At 46.1% G+C, this 22,809-nt stretch carries 21 protein-coding genes and 2 pseudogenes; 9 read left to right on the forward strand and 14 right to left on the reverse strand.

Annotation, left to right across the window (positions count from 1 at the left end):
* Positions 1-165: 165 nt before the first annotated feature.
* Positions 166-5,364, reverse strand: a complete 5,199-nt coding sequence (locus L0M14_RS16515) for an Ig-like domain-containing protein (protein ID WP_235117776.1) — start codon at positions 5,362-5,364, stop codon at positions 166-168.
* A 340-nt stretch (positions 5,365-5,704) separates the two neighbouring features.
* Entirely contained in the window at positions 5,705-6,382 is a 678-nt protein-coding gene (locus L0M14_RS16520) for a methyl-accepting chemotaxis protein (protein WP_235117777.1), read from the reverse strand.
* Between the two features lie 389 nt (positions 6,383-6,771).
* Between L0M14_RS16520 and L0M14_RS31950 the strand changes: the two genes are divergently transcribed.
* Complete coding sequence (locus L0M14_RS31950) at positions 6,772-8,127, forward strand: starch-binding protein (protein WP_350340466.1); 1,356 nt, start codon at positions 6,772-6,774, stop codon at positions 8,125-8,127.
* Positions 8,030-8,410, forward strand: a complete 381-nt coding sequence (locus L0M14_RS31955) for a chitobiase/beta-hexosaminidase C-terminal domain-containing protein (RefSeq protein ID WP_350340467.1) — start codon at positions 8,030-8,032, stop codon at positions 8,408-8,410. Before L0M14_RS31950 ends, L0M14_RS31955 begins: the two co-directional genes overlap by 98 nt.
* 10 nt (positions 8,411-8,420) lie before the next feature.
* On the opposite strand, the gene L0M14_RS31960 is transcribed toward L0M14_RS31955, so the two are convergent.
* Positions 8,421-8,570 (reverse strand): hypothetical protein, encoded by a 150-nt coding sequence (locus tag L0M14_RS31960; protein WP_235117779.1) that lies wholly within the window; start codon positions 8,568-8,570, stop codon positions 8,421-8,423.
* On the opposite strand from L0M14_RS31960, the gene L0M14_RS31965 reads away from it, so the two are divergent.
* Entirely contained in the window at positions 8,565-9,122 is a 558-nt protein-coding gene (locus L0M14_RS31965; RefSeq protein WP_350340468.1) for an alpha-amylase family glycosyl hydrolase, read from the forward strand. The two genes, L0M14_RS31960 and L0M14_RS31965, sit on opposite strands and share 6 nt — an antisense overlap.
* Positions 9,113-10,291: an alpha-amylase family glycosyl hydrolase gene (locus tag L0M14_RS31970; protein ID WP_450091464.1), complete on the forward strand. Its 1,179-nt coding sequence runs from the start codon at positions 9,113-9,115 to the stop codon at positions 10,289-10,291. Before L0M14_RS31965 ends, L0M14_RS31970 begins: the two co-directional genes overlap by 10 nt.
* 132 nt (positions 10,292-10,423) lie before the next feature.
* Here L0M14_RS31970 and L0M14_RS16550 read toward each other — a convergent pair whose 3' ends face one another.
* Together L0M14_RS16550 and L0M14_RS16555 are read right to left on the reverse strand one after the other, a co-directional pair.
* On the reverse strand, positions 10,424-11,200 hold the full coding sequence (locus L0M14_RS16550) for a hypothetical protein (protein ID WP_235117780.1): 777 nt from the start codon (positions 11,198-11,200) through the stop codon (positions 10,424-10,426).
* Positions 11,201-11,498: 298 nt separating this feature from the next.
* On the reverse strand, positions 11,499-13,313 hold the full coding sequence (locus L0M14_RS16555) for a chloride channel protein (RefSeq protein ID WP_235117781.1): 1,815 nt from the start codon (positions 13,311-13,313) through the stop codon (positions 11,499-11,501).
* Between the two features lie 71 nt (positions 13,314-13,384).
* Here L0M14_RS16555 and L0M14_RS16560 point away from each other — a divergent pair, with 71 nt between their 5' ends.
* Together L0M14_RS16560 and L0M14_RS16565 are read left to right on the forward strand one after the other, a co-directional pair.
* Positions 13,385-13,792, forward strand: coding sequence for a MarR family winged helix-turn-helix transcriptional regulator (locus L0M14_RS16560; protein ID WP_235117782.1), 408 nt, complete (start codon positions 13,385-13,387; stop codon positions 13,790-13,792).
* A gap of 92 nt (positions 13,793-13,884) precedes the next feature.
* Entirely contained in the window at positions 13,885-14,157 is a 273-nt protein-coding gene (locus tag L0M14_RS16565; RefSeq protein WP_235117783.1) for a hypothetical protein, read from the forward strand.
* Positions 14,158-14,364: 207 nt separating this feature from the next.
* Here the strand turns inward: L0M14_RS16565 and L0M14_RS16570 are convergent, their stop codons facing one another.
* Positions 14,365-14,847 carry a DUF2975 domain-containing protein gene (locus L0M14_RS16570; RefSeq protein ID WP_235117784.1) on the reverse strand — a complete coding sequence of 161 codons (483 nt, stop codon included), beginning with the start codon at positions 14,845-14,847 and terminating at the stop codon, positions 14,365-14,367.
* 234 nt (positions 14,848-15,081) lie between these two features.
* Here L0M14_RS16570 and L0M14_RS31975 point away from each other — a divergent pair, with 234 nt between their 5' ends.
* On the forward strand, positions 15,082-15,171 hold the full coding sequence (locus L0M14_RS31975) for an AraC family transcriptional regulator (RefSeq protein WP_350340516.1): 90 nt from the start codon (positions 15,082-15,084) through the stop codon (positions 15,169-15,171).
* Positions 15,172-15,192: 21 nt separating this feature from the next.
* On the opposite strand, the gene L0M14_RS16575 is transcribed toward L0M14_RS31975, so the two are convergent.
* Positions 15,193-15,708, reverse strand: a complete 516-nt coding sequence (locus L0M14_RS16575; RefSeq protein WP_235117785.1) for an MFS transporter — start codon at positions 15,706-15,708, stop codon at positions 15,193-15,195.
* A gap of 144 nt (positions 15,709-15,852) precedes the next feature.
* Between L0M14_RS16575 and L0M14_RS16580 the strand changes: the two genes are divergently transcribed.
* Positions 15,853-16,296, forward strand: a complete 444-nt coding sequence (locus tag L0M14_RS16580; protein ID WP_235117786.1) for a winged helix-turn-helix domain-containing protein — start codon at positions 15,853-15,855, stop codon at positions 16,294-16,296.
* A gap of 104 nt (positions 16,297-16,400) precedes the next feature.
* A complete protein-coding gene (locus L0M14_RS16585; protein WP_235117787.1) occupies positions 16,401-16,970 on the forward strand; it encodes an ATP-binding protein in 570 nt (189 codons plus the stop codon).
* 275 nt (positions 16,971-17,245) lie between these two features.
* Here the strand turns inward: L0M14_RS16585 and L0M14_RS16590 are convergent, their stop codons facing one another.
* From L0M14_RS16590 to L0M14_RS16625, 7 genes and pseudogenes are all read right to left on the reverse strand, one after another.
* Positions 17,246-17,437: a hypothetical protein gene (locus tag L0M14_RS16590; protein WP_235117788.1), complete on the reverse strand. Its 192-nt coding sequence runs from the start codon at positions 17,435-17,437 to the stop codon at positions 17,246-17,248.
* A 35-nt stretch (positions 17,438-17,472) separates the two neighbouring features.
* A complete protein-coding gene (locus L0M14_RS16595) occupies positions 17,473-18,006 on the reverse strand; it encodes an SMI1/KNR4 family protein (RefSeq protein ID WP_235117789.1) in 534 nt (177 codons plus the stop codon).
* A gap of 66 nt (positions 18,007-18,072) precedes the next feature.
* A pseudogene (locus tag L0M14_RS31980) lies at positions 18,073-19,725 on the reverse strand (DUF6138 family protein).
* Between the two features lie 196 nt (positions 19,726-19,921).
* Complete coding sequence (locus tag L0M14_RS16610; RefSeq protein WP_235117791.1) at positions 19,922-20,374, reverse strand: YoqH family protein; 453 nt, start codon at positions 20,372-20,374, stop codon at positions 19,922-19,924.
* Positions 20,375-20,438: 64 nt separating this feature from the next.
* On the reverse strand, positions 20,439-21,194 hold the full coding sequence (locus tag L0M14_RS16615; RefSeq protein WP_235117792.1) for a cyclase family protein: 756 nt from the start codon (positions 21,192-21,194) through the stop codon (positions 20,439-20,441).
* Positions 21,195-21,253: 59 nt separating this feature from the next.
* Positions 21,254-22,021, reverse strand: coding sequence for an ABC transporter permease (locus L0M14_RS16620; RefSeq protein WP_235117793.1), 768 nt, complete (start codon positions 22,019-22,021; stop codon positions 21,254-21,256).
* Positions 22,022-22,791: pseudogene (locus L0M14_RS16625) on the reverse strand (ABC transporter ATP-binding protein).
* Between the last annotated feature and the right edge of the window lie 18 nt (positions 22,792-22,809).

Here is a 22,809-nt window from a genome sequence, read left to right on the forward strand (position 1 = left end):
CCGCCTTCCTCTTCTTTCCACGATACATACCGCCGGTCGGTTTGTTAGAGATTATAATACCACATCTCCTTCGATATGGTAAAGCCCTTGCTGAAATTTCCCCTAGGATAAATACGCCGCCCCAAGTCACTTGTAATGACATGGGGCAGCTCTAATTACTAACTATTATTCAAATATTTTCTTCGCGATAATGGCCAAATCTGCAATATCAATGACATGATCGTTATTCAAGTCAAGTTGTTTGACATCCTCCCAGCCTGGGCTGCTGATCGACATGCCATAATGTGCAGCCACGATTGCCAAATCACCGATGGAGACCTTATCGTCATGGTTGGCATCCCCTGGAATTCCAGCAATCAGCTTACTACGGAAGGTTTGCAGCGCTGCATCCAGCGTACTTACCGCCGCATCAATCTGATCCTGCGAAGACGACGAATCTTCATTAACGAGGATTGCAGCACTCAAAGCTGATTGAAGCTCAGTCTTCGAACCAACAGGATATTGCCCTGGCTGCGAGCCTTCTACAGCTGTACTCAGTGCACTTTGAACCAATAAAATCAGGTTAGTTAATGCTAAATGATCATTAGCAGATACTGGAATTGTTTGAGAAGATAATGCTGCTGCTACCTCCCGGCCTGTTTCGTCCGAAAGCACCAGGGAGGAAATCCCTATAACGGCCGACTGCGCAACTGCTCCGCTTTTGACCTTCCACGTCAACTGCACAAGTGACCCAGCATCATGAATGTCGTTGCCTTGCCCCAGACTGGCGAGAAGAAGACGAAGCTGACCCGCTTCATTCACTTTACTTTCTACAACTTCCAAACCTTCTTTCACAGAATCCGCTTGCACAAACTCCAAGATGGCAGGATCAAAAGAAACGACGACATCTTGCGCGTAAATCGAGCTGATTGAGCTGTTTGCCAGTTCATTTAAACTGTAGGTCATGGAAAAGGTTTGACCCGGATGGACCGTTCCGGTCTCAGACAAGTTCCCTTTCGGCGGAGGAACCGGAGACACCGTTACACTTGCCCTAGCTTCAAATCCGCCGTCTTCTGTTTTTGCAGTTATAGAAGCCGATCCTAGAGACACGGCGGTAACTAAACCATTACCGTCGACTACAGCAACCGTTGAGTCACTCGTCGACCAAATAATCTTTTTGGTAGCCGCGTGGTCCGGCAAGACATTCGCGAGAAGAGTCTCAGAACTTCCGATGACAAGACTCAACTCACTCTTGTTTAAAGTAATGCCCGTTACTTTATTGGAATTAGTAACAGTGACTTGAGCCAAAGCTTGAATATCGGTTCCTTCGACAGAACCATGCACTTCGAAATTCCCAACCTGCGAGTAAGAGTCTGGACTTACGTTATCCCATGTTACGGGGAGTTGGACCGTTGTTCCATCTTCATACACAGCATCTACGACACTAGGCAGGGAAGGCGCAGTTCCAACTTCTGTCGTAACTTCCACCGGCTTAATTTCTGAAATCATATTCGTACTAGCATCAACCTTGGTACCGTACACTTCAAATTCGGTTATGGCCATAGCACCTGACGCACTTGAATACGGTGTTGCATTCTCCATGCCAACGCGGACTTTCGTTGCAATTGCCGGGTCAAAGGTGATCGTGGTAGCTTCATTGGAAGCTGTCGCCCAGTTTACTTGTTGATTTTTTGCAGAAACCCATTGCAAACCGTTCCAATACTGTACATCTAAGGATTTAGGCAAATTATTCGTCGGTGCGGTTCCGCCTGTAGTGAAATACAATTTGATGGAGTGGAACGTCTTGTAGTCCGGCCAGTACACTTGAACAAATTCATACGGACGTGTAGCATTCACGAGCGGCAGATTAGCTGTCGCAGATATACTGTATCGATTTGTCCAGCCTCCGCTTGTTGTATTCCCGTCGAGCATGAGATTCGGGTAAGAAGTACCATTCGTAAACGATGCCGTAGCAAGCGGTCCGGTTGAAGAGACCGTATCCTGGGCACCTGTTCCTTGATCGCTAAGCGCAAGGTTAACGTCTGGAGTGAATTGGCTGGATATCTTTACAATTGCCTCAGCTTCGCTAGCAACTCCTTGAATCTGACCTTTTATTTTTAAAATACCGCTGTTTTGCACCTGGCTTGCTGTTATTTCCGGCCATTTCACTGGCATTGAAGCGTTTAAACCATGGGTAAACTTCACCTTTACATTCTCAGGTAATACGGGAATCTCTCCTACTGCGGTGGAGATCTTAACCGAAGCATCCGCAACATCATATACCGTCACTTCAGCTTTTGCTTGAAGTCCGTTCACGGCTGCAGCAGCTTGGAATGTTCCCACCTCACTAGTGCTTGGCACATTCGTCCAAGTAACCGCCTCTTGCGACGTAGTGCCGTCTGCATGGACAACGGATACTTCTGATGGCAAGCTTACAGGCGAGCCTTTCATGACACTTACCTGAACCGGAACTACTCCAAGATTCCCCTCTGAGTCACCGTCTTTTGCATACACGGTAGTTTGAGCAGCAACGGACCCGTCAAAAGAAGCATTCACGGTAATTGGTCCTGACTGTCCTTCATTGGATTGAATAATAACTAGTGCCTTGCCGTTGTAAGCGCTGCGTTCCGAGTGTGTATTATGTTCTACATTTTCCCATTTGTACAGCTCATTGCTTTCCTGCTTTCCGTTATCTACACCGACGATGGTCCCGCCTGTTACATCAAACTTGAGCAGGTTGTTAGCGTTCGGAACGATATTACCGTCCTGATCCACTACATCGGCTTCTACATAGGAAAGACTTTTACCGTCAGCTGCAATAACCCTTTTATCTGGACTTAACGTGATTGTATACGGCTGCGCTGCGGTTCTGATCACATCTGTTGCCGTAACAACGCTGCTCGTTGTATCTGCGTATGTCTTCACCTCAAGGGTCCCCGGCGTAAACGGTACATTCCAAGTCAAATGAAGCTTTCCGTAGGTTCCCGTCGGACTCAAATATCCGCCCGTATTCGAAGCGCTAGTATTCAGCTTGTCGTCTTTGGTCAGCTCCGAAGTTTCATAATATTCTCTGCCGTAATTCGTGGTTTTCACGTCAAAGCTTTTACGTCCCAGAGATTGCCCGTTGAGGAACAATTCCGCGCTTTGCTGGTTCGTATTTACCCAGACCTCTACGTCTTCCCCCGGACGCCAGGTTGTCCAATCCATAGGAACGATATGGGCCATAGGCTGCTTGGTCCACTGGCTTTTAAAAAGGTAATAGGAATCCTTTGGAAAGCCTGCTGTATCGATAGCCCCAAAAGATGAAACACCTACTGGGTAAATATTATAGGGTGTAGGTTCTCCGATATAATCGAAGCCCGACCAAATGAATTGCCCCAAAAACGGCTTACGGTCGCGGTCCTTCTTAAGACCGTATTCATTACCCATTGTCCAGGAGGCAAAGTTATTGTCGTAGGACGAAGTTCCCCGCGAACCCGGAGTTTGATTCACACCTGTATTCACAAGACTCGGATCTTGATACACGCCCCGCGCACTGGTTTGGGAGGAGGATTCGGATTCAAAGAAAAATGTATTCGGATATCGGCTCATCAGAACATCGACCGATTGGGCCGTGTTGTAATTCAAGCCAAACCCGCTTAAATAGTTGTCGATTAATCCCCAAGTACTGCTCGTGCTTGGTGCATTTCGTTGTTGATCGCCGCCCATGACGACAGGACGCGTCGGATCAATTGCACTAATATCGCGTTTCAGACGAATAGCTTCGCTGTATTCATTAAATGAGCTTACACCATACAAGCTTTGGGTATTCATCCATGAAGGCTTGCTCCCTACGCCCCGGACCTCATTACCGATTGACCACATCACGACGGCAGGTGAATTTTTATCTCGATTGACCATCTCCTGAATGACCCAATCGCTCCACATATACTGGGCTCCCGGTGTGGAAGGAGCTGGAGGAAGTGTGGTACCGGCCCACTCCTCAGGTACATTCGTTAAAAACCAGTTCCCGAAATCATAGGAAGCTTTAGCTGAGCCCCAGCCGTCGAAGGCCTCCTCCATGACGACGATTCCCAAGCGTTCGCACGCTTGAATCACTTCCTTGCTCGGAGGGTTGTGGGAGGTGCGGAAGGCGTTGACTCCCATATCCTTCAGGATTTTAAATTTACGCATCGCCGCATCCAGGTTTCCTGCCGCTCCTAAAGCTCCATCGTCATGATGAAGATCGACGCCTTGCAGCTTGGTATAGACGCCGTTCAGATAAAAGCCTCCGGAGTTAGCCGTATTTGCAGGATCGGTCTTCTCCATTTTGAACCAACGGAAGCCATATTCCGTTTCGGATGAATCGACAACCTGCGGTCCGGTGCCGCCGTTGATTTCTGTAATCAGCTCCGTGCGGATTTTATACAAATAGGGGTCCTCTGTAGACCATAAATGCACATTCGGCACATTAAGGCTGTCAAGAAGAGTGAGCTTCGTAGAAGGATTATAATCCACTGCATCGCTTGTATGAGAAGCGACGACATTGCCAGAAGCATCGATTACAGATGTTCGAAGCTGCGCCACGCCGTTGGATGCCTCCGAATATAAATCTGCGGAAATAGCCAGGTTTGCACTGCCGCCACTCTTATAGCTTGTCTCAAGATCGGCAGTCGTATAGGTAACACCGTGCCTCAAGAAATGCGTCTTGTCAGTAACGAGCAAATGCACGGGTCTTGTAATCCCTGAACCTGTATACCAGCGTCCCGAAGGTGCCATATTTTGAACTTTTACCACAATAACGTTCGATTCATCATTTCCGTAATGAAGATATGGCGTAATATCGTAGGAGAAGCCCGTATACCCGTTCGGATATTCTCCAACCGCATTTCCATTTACATAAACGATAGAGTCGGTATAAACCCCGTCAAAATCGATATAAATTTTCTTCTCACTTAATGTTTCCGGCAATGTGAAGGTTTTTCGGTACCAGCCCAAGCCGCCTTGTAGGTAGCCCTGGGCATTGCTAGCTCCCGAAACTTTTTGTCCCTCAATACTCCAATCGTGAGGAACGTTTAAGGTTCTCCAAGAGCTATCGTCAAAGCCTGGAGAAATAATTTCCTCCGTAGAAGGGCCGCCGGCTGGGTCTTGCAGGCCGTTCTTTACTCCACCCGTATTTAGAGTCGGAGTCCGGGTAGCCAAGTAAAACTGCCAATCGTTGTTAAAATCAATACTTTGAGTGCCTTCAGCTGAAGCATTCAGTAAGGCATTGGAGGTTAATGAAACGGGATTCTCGTTAGCAAGCACAAGTGTCGGAGGAAATGTGTTCGTCAGTAGAGCACTGCAAAAAACTGCACCTAGAGCAATTTGGGCTGCTTTAACTCTTTTTCGAGGTCTATTACGCATCGAATATGATTCTCCTTAGCCTTTAATTTTATAGATTACTTAGCTTCATTCCAAACATATATGGCTCGTGTACTAGACGACACCTCCTCGAATTATGATACGTTTTGTATCATAAAGCTCAGACTCCTATCTAAGCGCTTACATTGTGTTCATCTTACCACAGAATTCGCAGGATTCATCTATGAAAATCCTCATATTTTCCTTCAAAATTTCACTTTTTTCGCGTTAACAACCTATTAGCAGCTATATCCAAATGGAGCTGCCGGCATAGTTCAGAGGCAGGTGACCCCACCGATGTTTGTTTGGCTATTTCCGCGATGCTTGAGACGGATGCGGTTATTTAACGGGAGCCGACCGACATCTGTTGAGAAACATTTGACATATCTTCGATTTGGGAAGCAATATCTTTAGTTGTGTCTAAAATTTCATGAAAAGCCTCGTTCGTTTCCATTGTGATTTTAAGACCCTCATTCACCTCATCGTTGACATTCTCCAAAGATTGAATCGAATCTCTCATCTCATTTTGTATTTCAAAGATAAGGCTGGAGATTTTGGAAGAAGAGCTGGAGGATTGCTCCGCGAGTTTTTTGACCTCGGCAGCTACCACCGCAAACCCCCGTCCTGATTCAAAGGCCCTAGCCGCTTCAATCGCTTCATTCAACGATAGCAAATTCGTCTGATTCGCAATCTCTTGGATCATACTGACAATTCCGCCGATTTGCTTGGACTTGTCGTCAAGACTTTGAATAATCGCATTCGATTGCTCAACGGATTCTTTAATGAGCCTCATCTGTCTAACCGTTGATTGTACAGATTCGCCGCCTGCCTCGGCCTTCATTTTCGAATAGGAGGAGCGCTCAGAAATCGAAGAAGAGCTGGTTGCGATTCGTATGTGGATAGACGATTCTTTGCTGCTTTCGTATCGCTCGACTAGAAAGTATGTGCCCAAGGAATCACTTGCTTCATTTCCACGCACCCGTACAGGAAGTTGTACCAGTTGAGCGATGCGGAATGGCAAACATGCCCATGTTCCTATTTAGTTAGATGGCACTATTGACGCGCAAGTTTGACATTGAGATAATAGGTTTCAAGCATATTATGCAAACGTTTGCTTTGTTCCGATATTTAAGATTCACATCTTTTCGTAAAAATAGCATTCCCGGCATGGTTCCACGAAAGCGCATACAAGAAATATGGCTAAGGAGGTGAAGGCATGGGAGGTAGTTCAATGACTCGAATGGACCCTAGAAGCAGAGCATCCCCGTAAAAACAAACGGTATCTTTCCTCTTACATTCTGATTACTCTTCTCATTGATTATGTTTCTTCCACTAGTACTGGAATTGCTCTAAAAGGGTACGTAATTTCATTCATGCAAACGATTGCATTTTGATAGGAGGTTATTAATTTTGATAAGAAGTGCATCTTTGAAGATCGTAACATTATTTCTTAGCCTAATTCTATGTTTTAGTTTGGCTGGACTAACGAGCAGGGCTGCGGCCGATACGATCAGTTATACGGTCAATTATACGAACACAACAGCAACATCGGTTACGCTTCACTGGACGACAGATAACTGGACGACCACCAATGATACGGTCTTGACCAAGAATGGCACCGTATTTTCCACTGATCTCGGTATTCCAGGAGGCTCCAAACTCATCTACTGCTTCCACATTACAGCCCCGACCGAAAGCTGGGATAACAACAGCGGGAAAAATTGGGTAACTATACTTCCCATCAACGGAAAATACGAAGCTGAGAATGCCGCATTATCAGGCGGGGCAAAAGTAAATTCGAATCATACTGGGTACTCCGGGACCGGATTTATTGATGGGTACACAACATCCGGGGCAACAACGACATTCACGGTACAAGTAGCTGCAGCTGCCAATTATCAGGCAACGCTCCACTATGCCAATGCGACCGGCGGCTCCCGGACGGTTTCCTTATACGTGAACGGCTCCAAGCTCAAGCAAACGGTACTAACCAACCTCGCCAACTGGGATACTTGGGCCGATCAATCTGAAACTGTCCAGTTAAATGCAGGTAACAACACCATTGCGTACAAATACGAATCCGGTGACACCGGGAATATCAATCTGGATAGTCTGACACTTGCTTCCACAAGTGTTTCCCCGTCGCCTTCTCCAACCCTATCACCTACACCGACTCCTACAACAACACCGACCGCGACACCTACGGCAACACCAACCGCTACACCTACAGCAACACCAACTGCAACACCTACCGCAACACCTACCGCAACACCTACTGCCACCCCTACTCCTACGCCTACTGGACTCACGGTTCATGTCAAAAAACCATCCAATTGGGGATCCTCCATGCGAATCCATTATTGGAACTTAACGCCTTCAACTGTTCCTACAAGCGGCGCTTGGCCGGGAATTCTCATGCAATCGGACGGAAACGACTGGTACAGCTACTCAATAGCCGGAGCAAGCGGCTCCAGCCTCATTTTTAATGACGGCAGCGGTCATCAAACGGCAGATTTGTCTCGCAGCACGAATGAAGGATGGTTCTACACCGACAATACATGGTACAACTCCAATCCTGAAGCTCCTAAGATTCCAGTGATTACCGCCACACCTGAGCCTAAGACCTACGACTCCCCACTAACAGTAACGCTAACTAGCACCAACAGCGGTGATCGCATTTACTATACGACGGACGGCTCCAACCTCTACGACTTCGTCGGCCTTGTATACCGCAGGGATTCCCGTAACCTCCTCTTCGACGATTAAAGTGTTTGGCGTAAACGCAAGCGGTCAAGCAGAAAATACAGTCACCTTTACTTACGTGATTGATCCCAATGCGGATACACAATCTCCTACGATTACACCGAACCTGCCAGTGGGACATTCCAATACTGCCGTTACTGTATCCTTTATTGTTAAAGATAACAAATCTGCACCTACCACCTCTTATTACACGGTAGACGGCACAGAGCCTTCAATTAATTCCCAAACCTATATCTCCGGCGATGCGTCAAACGGCCTGACCGGACCGGGAATTCTTATTTCCTAAAACAACAACGTTAAGATTCCTCGTTATCGATGGAAAAGGCAATCGTACCACGCAAAGCTTCGTCTATAACATTGGGAGCGGCGGCGATTTCCGCGAAGACTCGATTTACTTCGTCATCACTTCCCGCTTCTACGACGGAGACCCGAGTAACAACGTGCATGCCTGGGATGATGCCAAAGCAGGAAATCCCGACTCGGATCCGGCGTGGCGCGGCGACTTTAAAGGATTGATACAAAAACTCGATTATATCAAAGCGCTTGGATTCAGCGCGATCTGGATTACACCTGTTGTTCAAAACGCCAGCGGCTACGATTATCACGGCTACCATGCAATCAATTTTGCCAAAGTAGACCCTAGATATGAATCCGCCGGTGCTTCCTATCAAGATTTGATCAACGCCGCTCATGCCAAAGGGCTGAAAATTATTCAAGATATTGTTGTGAATCATACCGGCAACTTCGGCGAAGAGAACCTGTTTCCGATGTTTAAGAAAGATCCTACAAAGCCGGACACTGCTAACAATCTGGTCAAAATAACCGACAAGCTGCCATCCAACTATGATACCATGACACCTGACCAGCAATATCAGGCCAGAATCGCATTAATGAAAACAGCGGAAACCAACAACAACATCTACCATACGGAAAAAGCCTATCCTGGGAATCCTACACGGTTCAGACAGGACAAATCGCAGGCGACTGCGTGGACTTGAATACGGAAAATCCCGCCGTAGCCCATTATTTGATCGACACCTACAACAAATATATTGATATGGGCGTAGATGCTTTCCGGGTGGATACCGTGAAACACGTAAGCCGCTACGATTTTAACAAATATTTTATCCCTGCATGGAAGAACCGAGGCGGTTCGAATTTCTATATCTTTGGAGAAGTAGCTACAAGATATAGAGATGTATGGAACAGCGGTATTCCAGCCATATCGACTCCTTTCTATACATGGAAAGAATCCAAAGCTTACCCAGGTGACAATGTAGACGATTACGCGGCTAACAAGGCCTCTGTTGAACAAAACTGGGCGGACAACTCGACGACCGCAGGACAGCCTACATCAAACAATGCCATACTGAACGGGAATTCCTATCATACTCCAGACTACTCTATGAAATCAGGCTTGGATGTTATCGACTTCCCGATGCACTGGGCATTTAAAACAGCCAAAGAAGCCTTTGGCATGCGAAGCGGCGACCAGTACTATAATGACGCAACCTGGAATGTAACTTATGTCGATTCCCATGACTATGCACCGGATCAAGCTCCGGAAAATGAAAGATTTGCTGGAACTCAAGACACTTGGGCAGAGAATTTGGACCTATTGTTTACATTCCGCGGCATCCCTGCCATCTTCTATGGAAGTGAGATCGAATTCCAGAAGGGTGCCGTCATTGACCCAGGCCCAACGAAACCACTCAGCGAAACAGGCCGCGCTTACTACGGGGATCATTTGGAAGGCTCTGTAACAGTTCAAGATTATGGAAAATATACCAATGCTACCGGCCAGCTCGCCGATTCCCTTAATTATCCGTTGGCCCAACATATCAGAAAACTGAACCTGATGAGAAGAGCCATTCCTGCTTTACAAAAAGGACAATATTCCACAGAGAATGTATCCGGAGAACTAGCTTTCAAAAGAAGATATACCGACGCCTCAAGCGGAATTGACAGCTTTGTATTGGTTACCATTTCCGGAGATGCTCAATTTACAGGCATTCCGAACGGCACCTATGTGGATGCAGTTACCGGCGATACGAAAACGGTTACAAACGGCACCATCACCTTGAATTGCTCCGGCAAAGGGAACGCAAGAGTATACGTGCTAAACGGTAGCGGTAAAATCGGCGATACAGGGACTTATCTGAAATAGCGATTACGGGATTTGGAAATTATCAGTGAATAGAGCTTTGCAATTTAGAGTGCAAGAAGCCAGCAAACTCAATGGTTTGCTGGCTTCTTTGCTAATGAGATCAACAAGGATGCTCATTGACTACAGATCAGTTCAGCCTATCGTACTATTGGCCAATCGTCTAATTTCCATGCTCATTCTAGCATTAACAGGATACACTTCTTCTAGGAAGCGAAGAATATGCAGCGCCGATTCCTGGGTCCGCTCGTACCCCAAAATCATATCGCCTACCCTTTCTGCGAAGTAAGGGTACCTCTTTTCCAGCCGCCGATCCTCCCCGAATACATCAGGGTAGTATGCTTCCTCCTTCTCCAACAAATGCAGAACGGACAGGATGCTGTCCACGGCATGGCTCTGAACGAACCGAGCTGCGGAGAGTTTCTCTCCCCGCGCATATCGGCAAAGACCCACGTACAAGTTGGTCAAAGCCTCATTCACCGGAAAATCCAGACCCGCTCTCCGTTTCGTCTCGATTTTCTTGCTGCCCTTCGCGATCTTCGGCCTGTCGTAATTCGGATCCATCCAAACGATTCTGCCTTCCGAATACGCGATATTCTCCATTTCCTCCTCCTCGAAAATGGCATACTCGCCATAAATCCCGTCCTCGAATAAGATCTTGCATCCGTCCGGCGTATTATGGAAGGAATACGCCAACGGACCTACCTCCTCCAGCCAATCCAATCGCTCTATATACGCTTGCTTATACCCCGGCTTCACAATGACGAAAAAGTCCAAGTCCGAATACGCATCAATTCGCTCCGTTTCCACTCCAACCGACCCGACTCCCAGCAATAGCAGCGATTCGCCTCTCCGCTCTATTGAACCTCCGATTGCATCCAGCCTTCCAAGAAGCTGTTCTTTCTTAGCCATTCAATCTCCTCCATTCAGCTTATAAAATAACCCCATAAAGTCGAACCTTGGTTTCGCTACTGGTACAAATACTTCGTGGCGAGCCCCAAACATATTCATGCATGAGTACAAAAAAAAGGCCCAACCCCAACTTCAGCGAGGTTGAACCTTTCGGTTACATTGCCTTTATATTACTTTCACAATAATTGGAAAATGTCTCGGTGTCAAGCGATTCATCCAACGAAAAGCCATTTACCTTTACTAACTGTACTGAGGCAAAAGGACAAGTACTATAATAGAAAGAGGCGACTCCTCTCCACTATTGATCAACCTGTTGTTTGGCTATAGAAGGGAGCCTATGTGGCAGTTTCTTTTCTCTCGGGTGGAGGCCTAGGAATCTTTCTCTAAAGTGCTCTTCCTCCCAATTTTTTCGGCACGCATCCAAGATGGAGCGTCGAGTCAACATGGAAAGGGGCTTCCCTGCCTGATTCACCACATAGATCCTCGAACGGCCACTTTCGAGCATGATTTGAAGCGCCCTTTGGATTGTCTGATCCATCGATACTTGACGGAATTCCTTACAAGCCAAGTGAGACAGAGGGAGAGAATACTTTTCAGGTTCAACTGCCGCCAATTGCAAATCCTTGAAGCAAACTTCACCGATCATTTTTCCACTCGCATCCAGAATCGGATATGCTTTATGGCCATATTTGTCTGGCTCTTGGCGCATCATTTTCCAGGCACCTGCTATAGTCAGCTCTTGTGGAAACGTGACTAGACTTGGTGACTCCAACTGGGAAATTGTCATTCTCTCCATGGGGTCCACTGCATAGTCTCGGGAAATATGACTTCCCCGGCGCGCCAGCTTCTCAGTTAGGATTGAACGCGGGAGCGCAATAACGGATATACCGGTAGCAATCGCACAGGAGAGTAAAATCGGCAGCATCAGAGCTAGGTCGTGCGTGAGTTCAAGCATAAACACCGAAGTCGTAAGCGGGGAGCGTGTCACTCCGGAAAAAACAGCAGCCATTCCAACAATCGCCCATACCGCAGGATCAGATGCATGAAATAAGAAGGCTAATGCCTCTCCGGATGCCCCTCCTATTAGCAACAATGGAGCCATAATTCCGCCGGAGGTGCCAGAACCGAGCGCGACAATCCAAATGATTGACTTGATGATTAGAAACGATAGCAGCATCTGGACCGGAAATTGCCCAGTAACGAAGGAACGTATGGAATCATAGCCCACGCCTAGTACCTCAGGCTGGAGAATTCCGCCTATTCCGATGATTACACCGCCAATAGCTGGCCACCACATCCAATGAATATTGATCTTATCGAACAAATCTTCAGTGCCGTAGATGGCCTTTGTTAATACATAAGCAAGTGCTGCACCTACTACACCAAGACCTACCGCAACCACTATGATTTCACTGTGGCTGGCCGGAACAACAGAGCTTGGAAATACTGCGGCATCACCAATCCAATACTGCCTTAGATAATCGGATACGACACTGGCGATGACTATCGGGATGACACTACGAGGGCGCAGTTCGAATGCAAGCAATTCGACGGCGAAAAAAATGGAAGCGATCGGGGCATGAAATGTAGCGCTCATGCCCGCTGCAGCACCGCATAGCAGGAGAACCTTCCTCTCGCTAGCAGTAAGATTGAAAAATTGCCCTATGACTGAACCTAACGATCCACCAGACATGATGATCGGTCCTTCAGCTCCAAATGGGCCTCCGCTGCCGATGGAAATCGCCGCGGAAATGGGCTTAAGCATAGCAAGCTTTGGGGAAACAACGCTCTTGCCATGGAGAATGGACTCCATCGCCTCGGGTATGCCGTGTCCTCTTATTTTATCGGACCCATAACGAGCCATTAGACCGATAATGAGTCCGCCAATCACCGGCGCAAGCATGTTCATCCAGCCGAATTGATTAGGATATGGGGAAACGAAATCGAAGGAAAAACGATGGAAATAGAACAGATTTGTAAAAAATCCGATCATATTTTGCAGAATGATAGCGATTCCCGCACCTGCGGCTCCAACAACGACGGCTATTCCTGCAATAATGGCGTTATTTGGGCCAAAACGAAAGTCGGATAAACGTCCCTTCCATGAATCCATAATTCTTCCTCCTCAAGCTGTAAAATATATCGCATTGAGATATATATTCCAGGATCGAAAGGAAAAATTCTATGAACAAGCTCATCGATAAAACGATTTATGAACAACTTGCGGAATTCCGGTATCAGATTCGCCATTTTCTCCATTTTAGTGAGCAAGCAGCCCGTCAATTAGGGCTGACTCCTCAAGCGCATCAGTTAATGCTTGCAATTATGGGATTTGCAGGGAGGGACTACGCGACTCCAAGTGAACTTGCTGAAAGGCTGCAGTTGACGCGCCATGCCTGCCTAGGCCTGATCAACCGCTGCGAAGCCCAAGGCTTAGTAGAGCGAGCCTCCAACCCGGAAGACGGTCGTAGTATTCTCATTCGGTTAACATCCAAGGGACAAGAACTGTTATATAAACTATCCGAGATTCATCTTAAGGAGCTCTCTCACATCCAATGGGGTATGTTTCGTTCCCAGAAGGAAGATGGATAGAATTCATAAGCGCAAGCTTTACAAGGTCTAACTTGACACAAGAGCATACGCCTACATTGTGCATATACTGCTCCTAAAAGGAGGAGTATGGTATGTATCATCCCCATTTTCAATATGGTCAATTAAGTCATCCCATCCCTGTTTACGCAGGAAAGACTTATCGCTACGATTATTCAGATGGCAATGTCTTCATCATTCATTTCTTCGACTCCACACATCGGCATGATGAAGGGATTGCCGGGCAACATAAGGGGCTCAAAGGATACTATCAATTTAATTATGTTGAGATTGCCCTTGTATTTACTTTATGTATTGGTTGGAAGAAGCCTACACCGTTAGCCAAATTATTGATCTTAGTAGGATGACTGTTTATACCCATTATACCTATGATATCCATGGTAAACGACAAAGCTTATTCCATGCTGGGACCGTAACCGAGCTGTAAACAGCCTCACAACATAATCCTGAGCCATCCCTTTGATGAAGATGACACCCCTCAACTAAAAGGAACAGTCGCCAATTGAGGTGAACTGTCCCTTTTTTTAGCTATTGGTTTTCGTTGTTCTTTCAACTTAGATCGTTAAATCATTTTCTGCTTTCATATTGATAGCTTCCTGTAAAAGTCTTTGAAGAACAGCAGCAAAAACAGCGATCACGATAGAAGCAAAAATAATGACGAATGCAGGACCTGTGATAATTGGAGGGTCAACTCTCCTCGCCAAGAGAGAGTAGAGCGGCATTCCTAACAGGTACAAGCTACTAATGGTGATGGCACAGTATTTAATTTTCTTTAATGCCTTAACAGATAATTCCGAGAATGCTTGGTTCCTATCAATATTGCCTAAAATCTTAAAAACTTGATACAGAGCAAAGTAAAAAGGTATCGCAGCCGCGTACATATCGATGAAAACGAGAGGCTTGATATATGCGAGCTCTGGGTACAATCCTCCAGCAAAATTCCCGAACTTCGGTACTACAAATAGGCACAAAGCAAGAATTGGGATTCCAATCAGAATAACAGCCGTCTTCAGGAAAAGTGTTGTTCCCCGTTTCATTAAGAGACACCTCGCTAAGTTATTGATAAGATGACTTTACCACAGGATTTATTGTTTAACAATAAATAAATATCGTTTGTAATTATGTCATTATTGTTATTTACATCGTATGTAGCGCTCTTCCTCATAAAGTCGAAAACTTATACTCACGATATGCTTCATATGCGGGTGGGAAATCTCCCAAATAACAGAGATCAGTTACACATATCTTCATTCTGACTACAAATTGCATACCTGCTCGGGTTTGAACATCCTCAGTCTTTCAGTAAGCTTTTTAAAAGCAAAACAAACCAATCTCCTGTGGATTATAGAAATTCGTTTTAATCAAATAACGTTATTTTCAACCTAATACACAAAAAATGCAATGAGTAGAAACAATATTCCGCTCCAAGATATTTGTTGTGCTCCCATATGGGATAGAAACCATCCGCCTAGAACCGTGCCAAGCGTGACGCCCAAATTCGCAAAGGAGACGAACAAGCTATTAGCAAACTCAGGCGCTTCTCGTGCTTCCGAGGTTAGCCAAGTTTGACTTGTAATAAGACCTCCCGTAAACACGGCTCCCCATACAAGTACTATTGCAATCATGGGAATGAAGTACCCTCCAAGACAAAATATCAGTAAATAAATGCCAACAAACACAATGGGATAAAGCATTGTGGTGTTTACCATGTTCTTACTTAAAAATTTAGCGGTGTGCAGATTTCCAACTATACCGCTGGCACCAAAGAGAACTAACATAAGACTAACTGTTTTGCCATCCATACCGGTCACCGTCTTGAGATACTCTGCAAAATAGGAATAGACAGAATATAAAGCCGCCAGGATGAAGCAAGCAGTAGTCTGGTGAGGAATTTCCAAATTCGAGTTAGCCTTCAGTAGCTCAGCGACAAACTCTGTTTGGTAAAACAATGGCTTTGATAACATTTACAAGTTAATTGTGTTATGTTATTATTTATTTACGTAATTACGTATTATTTAAATAAATAATATGAGGTGATGTTTTTGACTCGTGACTATGGTGTAGAACTGGACGGACTCAAGACGCAATTAGCTGAACTTCAAGAGATGGTTAAACAGATCGCGAAAAACTCGTCAAGCAAAGAAACACGAACCAAAGAAGATGATGATCAGTCGGGCCGATTTCTTGTAGACAACAACACAGGACAGGGAAATTTGGGTGAACTATTTTTTTCAGGTCAATACCTTGGCGAGAAGTCGCGTTATAGATGGGAACCACACGGACGGGATGTTAAACAACTGGTAGATCTCGATAGCGATAAAGTTGCGAAAATTTTATCTGCACTTGGTCATAAACAACGTATCGATATCTTAAAAGCCGTCTTACAGCAACCCTTGACAGGTGCAGAACTCGTAGATCGCTTAAATATGGGTACAACCGGACAATTGTATCATCATATTAAAGCATTGCTGGAGCTGACCTCCTAAAGCAAGAAGAACGTGGCGGTAACTATACATTCCCTGGGCATCGAGCACTCCCATTTTTGCTTTTATTAGCTGCAGTATCGGAGCTGCTTGATACAAGTGACTATATGGAGTTATCAGAAGCGAGAAATAACGCAGGTGATTATCTAGGCAACACAGCTGAGGAATACGATCCGCATCTTTTGCTTCGATCCGTATTGGAGAATACAATCCTCGAACATCAAGCGGGGTATTGTTCCGATGTTAGCGTGGTTTTTCATAGCGACGGCAGCGTGACTGTTTCCGATAACGGTCGGGGAATTCCTGTTCAACCTTTTTCAAACTCGGAAAAGCCGCGTGTTCAAGCTATTCTCACTGAAATAAGTCGTTTTTCAGCATCATTCAATGCACCGAACAGCCAAAAGGGTATCACCATTCCAATCGTTAACGCGTTGTCACAAAGGCTTACGGTAGAAGTGCGAAGAGAGGGCAAGGTGTTCCGTCAGGAATACAAGCACGGCATCCCTCAAACTTCACTTCTCACTGTCGGACTAACCAATGAAACAGGAACCAGCCTTACGTTTGTTCCCGACAAAGAAATATTCCATTCAAGTTTCGACCAAAGTCTGTTTGCCAGTGAAATTGCCGGCATTTCGGAAACCTATCCAAATTTGAACTTACATCTGCTCACCGATTGATGGGCAAGGCGGAGGCTCCTCTTTACAGGGAGTCTCTGAGTTTGTTGATAAAGCTAGGTCCATTACGAGCTTCAGTAGCTTTTCTCCGATTGCTGTTGACATTTTGTTATTCCATTGAAATAAAAGCTGATAAGGTGATACCAAAACTGTCAAAGGCAACCGCTACGCTTCTCCGAAAACTACTGAGCTCTTCACTTCCGCTTTATCAATAGGTCTGGAGGCTTCTCTTTTTTCTTTACGAAACATTTATAACAATAAAAAATGTACCATATCGATCATTTCTGTTCATTAAACAAAAAATCGTCCAGACTAATTTTATGCATTTCATAGTTAGCACCAATGCTCTTTAATTGATCCTCTACTTTAGCAGCATTCTGCTCAATGCCCTTAAACACCAACAGAGGCGTCGCTTCCAAATATGCTTTCGCTTTCGTATAATCGCAGGAGAACATTTTTTTGATGAACACCAGTGTTTTTATCTTGTCTGTACCTGCACCTGTAATCAATACTTTGTAGTAATCGTAAGGTTCATTCTCATCGTTCTCGCACTCCCCAAAGTTCGTGGCCGTAAGACGCTATGTAGAAAATCCACAAGATTATTGTAAGCAACGGAAAAATCCCAATATCCCATTCCATGCTTTGCCGTATAAATTGTGGTATCCCCTCTTGAAAGATCGATACAATAAGGATCGCCTTCATCCGATGCAATAACCAGATAATTAGTAGGCCATTCGGTAATCGCTTCATCCGTAACATGATTATAATTGTATCCTGATTGACCTGGCAGAATATCCTTGGCGCCATAAATATGAAGACTGATATATTCGTCCGTACACCAAGAAACCTTTTCGGGTACATAACGCTTCAAAAAGTACAAGTATTCCTCTGGTAGACGCCATGTGTCCGAAACGGTTCGTATGATCTTCTCCTCTGCTTCCGTGATCAATTGCATGGCGTAAAATTGAGGATTTCCTTCCTTCTCTTTGACTAATGCTGCCTGCATCTTCTCTATGAGAGTATCAACTTCTTTATACATATCCTCCAATGGATATCACCACTTTTCCATCATTTCAAACTCTGTCTTCCTTCTATCCTTTCAAACTTACCTTCGGCTTGCTGCCTGCGCTATCTGAGATAGCAATATGCCCCGATCCCCTTCAGCCCTGGCGGCTAGCTTCTTTAGCTTTTCCGTACCGCCCCAGATCAAATAAACGATATGCTCCACTACTTCATGCTGAAGACCGTGAATTTGGTCTAGTAGCAGTCTAAGGTGCCTATCGTCTTCCATTTCGTTTTTCATATTCACCTTCATTGAATCCGAACTATGCAGCATGCATTTCACCAGCGTAGGAATTGTATCCGTATTAACGCCATGCCGCTTTGCCAAAGCAACGATGAAATCGTTCTGAACGGACTGATGTTCTTCATCCACCTTTTCCATATAATCTACTACTAGTGGAAAATAAGCTCGATCCGTCAAGCCAAGTCCGAAGACCGCATAACTGCCTGGCATGCAGCATGATTCCCCTTCTGCATCCGCATACCATTCAAAAGTTTCCATAGCCACACGCGCGTACCTCTAGTAAAGGCTGCAAATTGGGATATTCCAATGCGTTGGCAAAAAAGCGGTGTGTGCTCGACTTGGCCAGTCCTTTCATGGACAGCCATTGCTTGACGCTAGACTTCAGCTTGATTTGGTAACTCTTTGGGAAGCCAATGCTTAACAAACGGGTCAGAAATCGGAGCGCTCGGCCATAGCTTTCCTCGGTTTCCTGCTTCATGATTATCGTCACTTCAGCAAACACATCATTGGCGCTGCATTCAACCAATTCGTCCTGATAGCTGATATCCTCCTTGGCGATTGCTCCGCTGCCCTCCATCGTTAGACGTATTGCTTGGGCGCTACCCATTTCGATTGCAAAATTCAATAATTCCAGCCCCATACTTCTACTGTAGGAAGGCTCGTATCTTAGAATCAAAATAGCCGCATAGATGACCAATTCGATCGGACCTTGCTCTGTATTCTCTAGCTGGGCATCGCTTTTTTCTTATATTCCTTCTGCCATGCTGTCCCTATGTTATCGTAATAAGCAGGCAACCACTGACTCTCTACCCAACTCCGCAAAGCACCGATCAGATAACCCCGATGCTCGGCAAGATGTTTGTTGCCCTTATTCACTTGTTGAATGCTCTCGAAAACAGCTATGATCCAGCTTGAATCGGCTTCCGGAAACAGCCCCTTGTCCAACAAATGCCTAGCAAGGAAAAATGACTCCAAGGGCTTGGTCGGATATTTGCCCACTTCGAGTTTGACTGCTATATAGTTGGAAATTCGTGCCAATAGCTGTTCTCTTTTCGTTTCGTCCACGTATTCGAGAATTCGAACATGTACCCAGCCATCCGTCGTGTGGAAACTGCCGCTAAGCGTATACTTGTAATCAATGACCCCAGGCAGCATGGCCATCAATATATCCTTTGTATAAGATGCAAGCTCAGGAACGATCTGCTCTCGCAGTTGTGCCTCGCTCAAGAACTCCCCGAAACCAGTCTCTTCTTCCTGCATCGTCAAGTCGGGCTCCACATCCGTCACAGATACCTTTCCCTTGGCATATTCGAGCAGCGCATAACTGTGAATTCCGGCCTGAAGAGGGGTACGCTTCACAATTTTCTCCGCATGATCATCGTTCAAATCAGCCATCCAGTTATCGATTTGCCGTTTCATTTCATCTAAAAGCGTTTCCTGATTAGCATCCATATGCCCTCATTGCTCCTTCATACCATGATCATGATTTACACCTTATCATAGTCTCTCTTCATGGATGGAACAATTAGGCGTTGGACCCAGTTTTATGTTAACGTATCAGCAAAAAATCACAATTCATATAGGAAGCTCCACCAGATGCGCAAAAAAGCCGCCTCTGTATGTTATGGCGGCAGTACAATGTTCTACTCTACTTACAATTGGTAAAATTACTTCCCAAGACTGCAGGACCTAGCTGTCCTGTTTTTGAGTTAGAAAGGCGTACCTCTATTTTACTATTTGCTAAATTTGCGGTTATATCATCAAATCTACCTGCCCAAGTAGGTCCATCCTCTTCTGGAGTCGGGTATAGCTTGAATCTCCAGCTAATCTCATTTTGAATATAGGCAAAGCCCTCAAAACCATCATATTCTCCGATTGATGAAGGTGTAGGAAGATGAGTAGCATGAATGCTTATACTGGTGCGCGGGAAGCTTGGTGTTAACTTCACTTTATAAATGAGAGCTGCTCCTTTTGCATTCGCATAGCCAGCATTTACGGGCTCTAAAACAGAGCTGCAAGGCATGGATGCAAGAGCATATCCATTCTTTGGACTCATCAACACACTTCCCAAAAGTAACAAAACCACAATCATTTGCTTCATAAAGAACCTCCGCAATTTGTTGTGGTTATTATCCCCATATGAACGCGTAGTATGAATGAAATCGCTATTCCACGATTGCAACCGGACGCGCCCAGCCCGCACTCGCCTTTTCCACTTTAATTGGAAAGCAGCATACTTTGAAGCCGAACGGCTTCGGTATTTGTTCCAAATTGGCCAATTTCTCGATCTGGCAATATTCCCGGTCCTTGCCGACATAGTGCGCTGCCCACAGAACACCTTCCCTTGGCTGCTTTTTGTACGCTTCAGCTTGCAGATTGAGCGGAATATCCCAACCCCAACCGTCAGTACCGACTACCTTGATGCCTTGATCCAGCAGCCACAGCGTAGCTTCAGCAGACACACCCGCGTGAAGGAACGCATAATGTTCATGATAGAGCCGTTTGTCCGCATCGCTCCGGATGAGAACAATATCATAAGGCTTCAACGTATACTCGATTCGTTGTAACTCAGCCTTCAAATCATCCGTCGTAATCTCGTAACCCGGCGGCTTTGTACTGAAATCGAGCACTACTCCGTCGGAATAAAACCATTCGAGAGGCAATTCGTCAACCGTTCTAGCCTGCTTCCCTTCCGACGTCGGCCAGTAGTGCCATGGTGCATCGATATGAGTTCCCGAATGCGTATTTAAGGTTACCGTTTCCGTCGCCCATGCTTTGCTTTCCGGAAAATCGTCCTGCTTAAGCCCGAGTACCGCCGCCGCTTGCAGGGCCCCAGCTTCATGGCTCTCATACTTGATCTCCGCTGGTATTGGCTCTCGGATGCGCGGGCTGATTGGTACGCTTAAGTCAATTAACTTCATCACATATTCTCCCTTGTCTCCCGATTCAAGCACATTATAGCATATTGCTCCGCTCGGTTTTATACTCTCTTTTTATACACCCGCATCGCAAACATATAAGCCAAGAACATAACTCCGAGGCACCACGCAAGAGCAATCCAAATATCGTTATCTAAAGGCTGACCCGACAGCAATGCGCGGATAGATTCTACGATCGAGGTCACCGGCTGGTTTTCGGCAAAGATGCGAACGATGGTCGGCATCGACTTGGTTGGTACAAATGCGGAGCTGATAAAAGGCAGGAAGATAATGGGGTAGGAAAAGGCGCTTGCGCCATCAACTGTTTTGGCGGATAGTCCTGCTATAGCTGCGACCCAAGTCAAAGCCAATGTAAACAGAGCGAGTATGCCGGCTACAGCAAGCCATGGCAGTACTCCTGCAGAAGAACGAAAGCCCATAAGTAATGCTACGAGTATGATGACAACAACTGAAATGGCATTGGATACCAGCGAGGTTAGGACATGCCCCCACAATAAGGTGGATCGAGAAATCGGCATGGTGTGAAACCGCTCGAATATACCACGCTGGACATCAGTAAACAGGCGGAAAGCCGTGTAGGCCACACCGCTAGCAATCGCGATCAGCAGGATACCAGGCAGCAGGTAATTCACATAATGATCCGTTCCGGTTTGAATGGCGCCGCCGAACACATAGACGAACAGCAGCATAAAAGCGATCGGCATGACGGTGACCGTTATAATGGTGTCCATGCTGCGGGAGATATGAAGCATGGACCGTCCGAGCATGACGCTCATATCGCTGAAAAAGTGACGCTTTGTCGTCTCCATTTATTTCTCCTCCTTAGTACCCACGATTGCGAGGAAGATCTCCTCCAAAGTCGGCTGCTTTTCAACATACTCAACCTTGACGCTTGGAAACAGCTGCTTCAATTCTGGTAACGTGCCGGTTGCAATAATCCTACCCTCATGCAGGATAGCAATTCGGTCGGCAAGCTGCTCAGCCTCCTCTAAATACTGCGTGGTTAAGAAGATGGTCGTGCCGCCGGCTACCAGCTCCTTGACAATCTTCCAAACCTCGATGCGTGCTTCGGGGTCAAGCCCTGTGGTTGGTTCATCCAGGAAAATAATCTCTGGGTTACCCACGAGGCTTAAGGCAATATCGAGCCTGCGGCGCATCCCGCCCGAATAAGTAGACACCCGGCGATCCGCGGCGTCCGTCAGACCGAAGCGTTGAAGCAAGTCTTCTGCAACCTGACGCGGATCCTTCAAGTATCTCAGCTTCGCGATCATGACAAGATTTTCACGTCCGGTTAATATCTCATCTACTGCAGCGAATTGTCCGGTCAGACTAATCGCCTGACGGACATATTCGGGTTTTGCCGCGACATCGAATCCTCCGACGGCGGCGATTCCGCCGTCCGCCTTGAGCAGTGTGGTAAGGATTTTGACAACCGTTGTCTTGCCTGCCCCGTTAGAGCCAAGGAGTGCGAAAATACTGCCTTTTTCCACCTCGAAATCCACGTCCTTCAGCACTTGATGCTGCTTGTAGGATTTTTCAGTCCTTGTACTTGAATAGGCTTAGTTGGAACGGTTTGCATAGGATTTCCTCCCTTCCA

It is taken from the genome of Paenibacillus hexagrammi, assembly GCF_021513275.1.
In the GTDB taxonomy this organism is placed as follows: domain Bacteria; phylum Bacillota; class Bacilli; order Paenibacillales; family NBRC-103111; genus Paenibacillus_E; species Paenibacillus_E hexagrammi.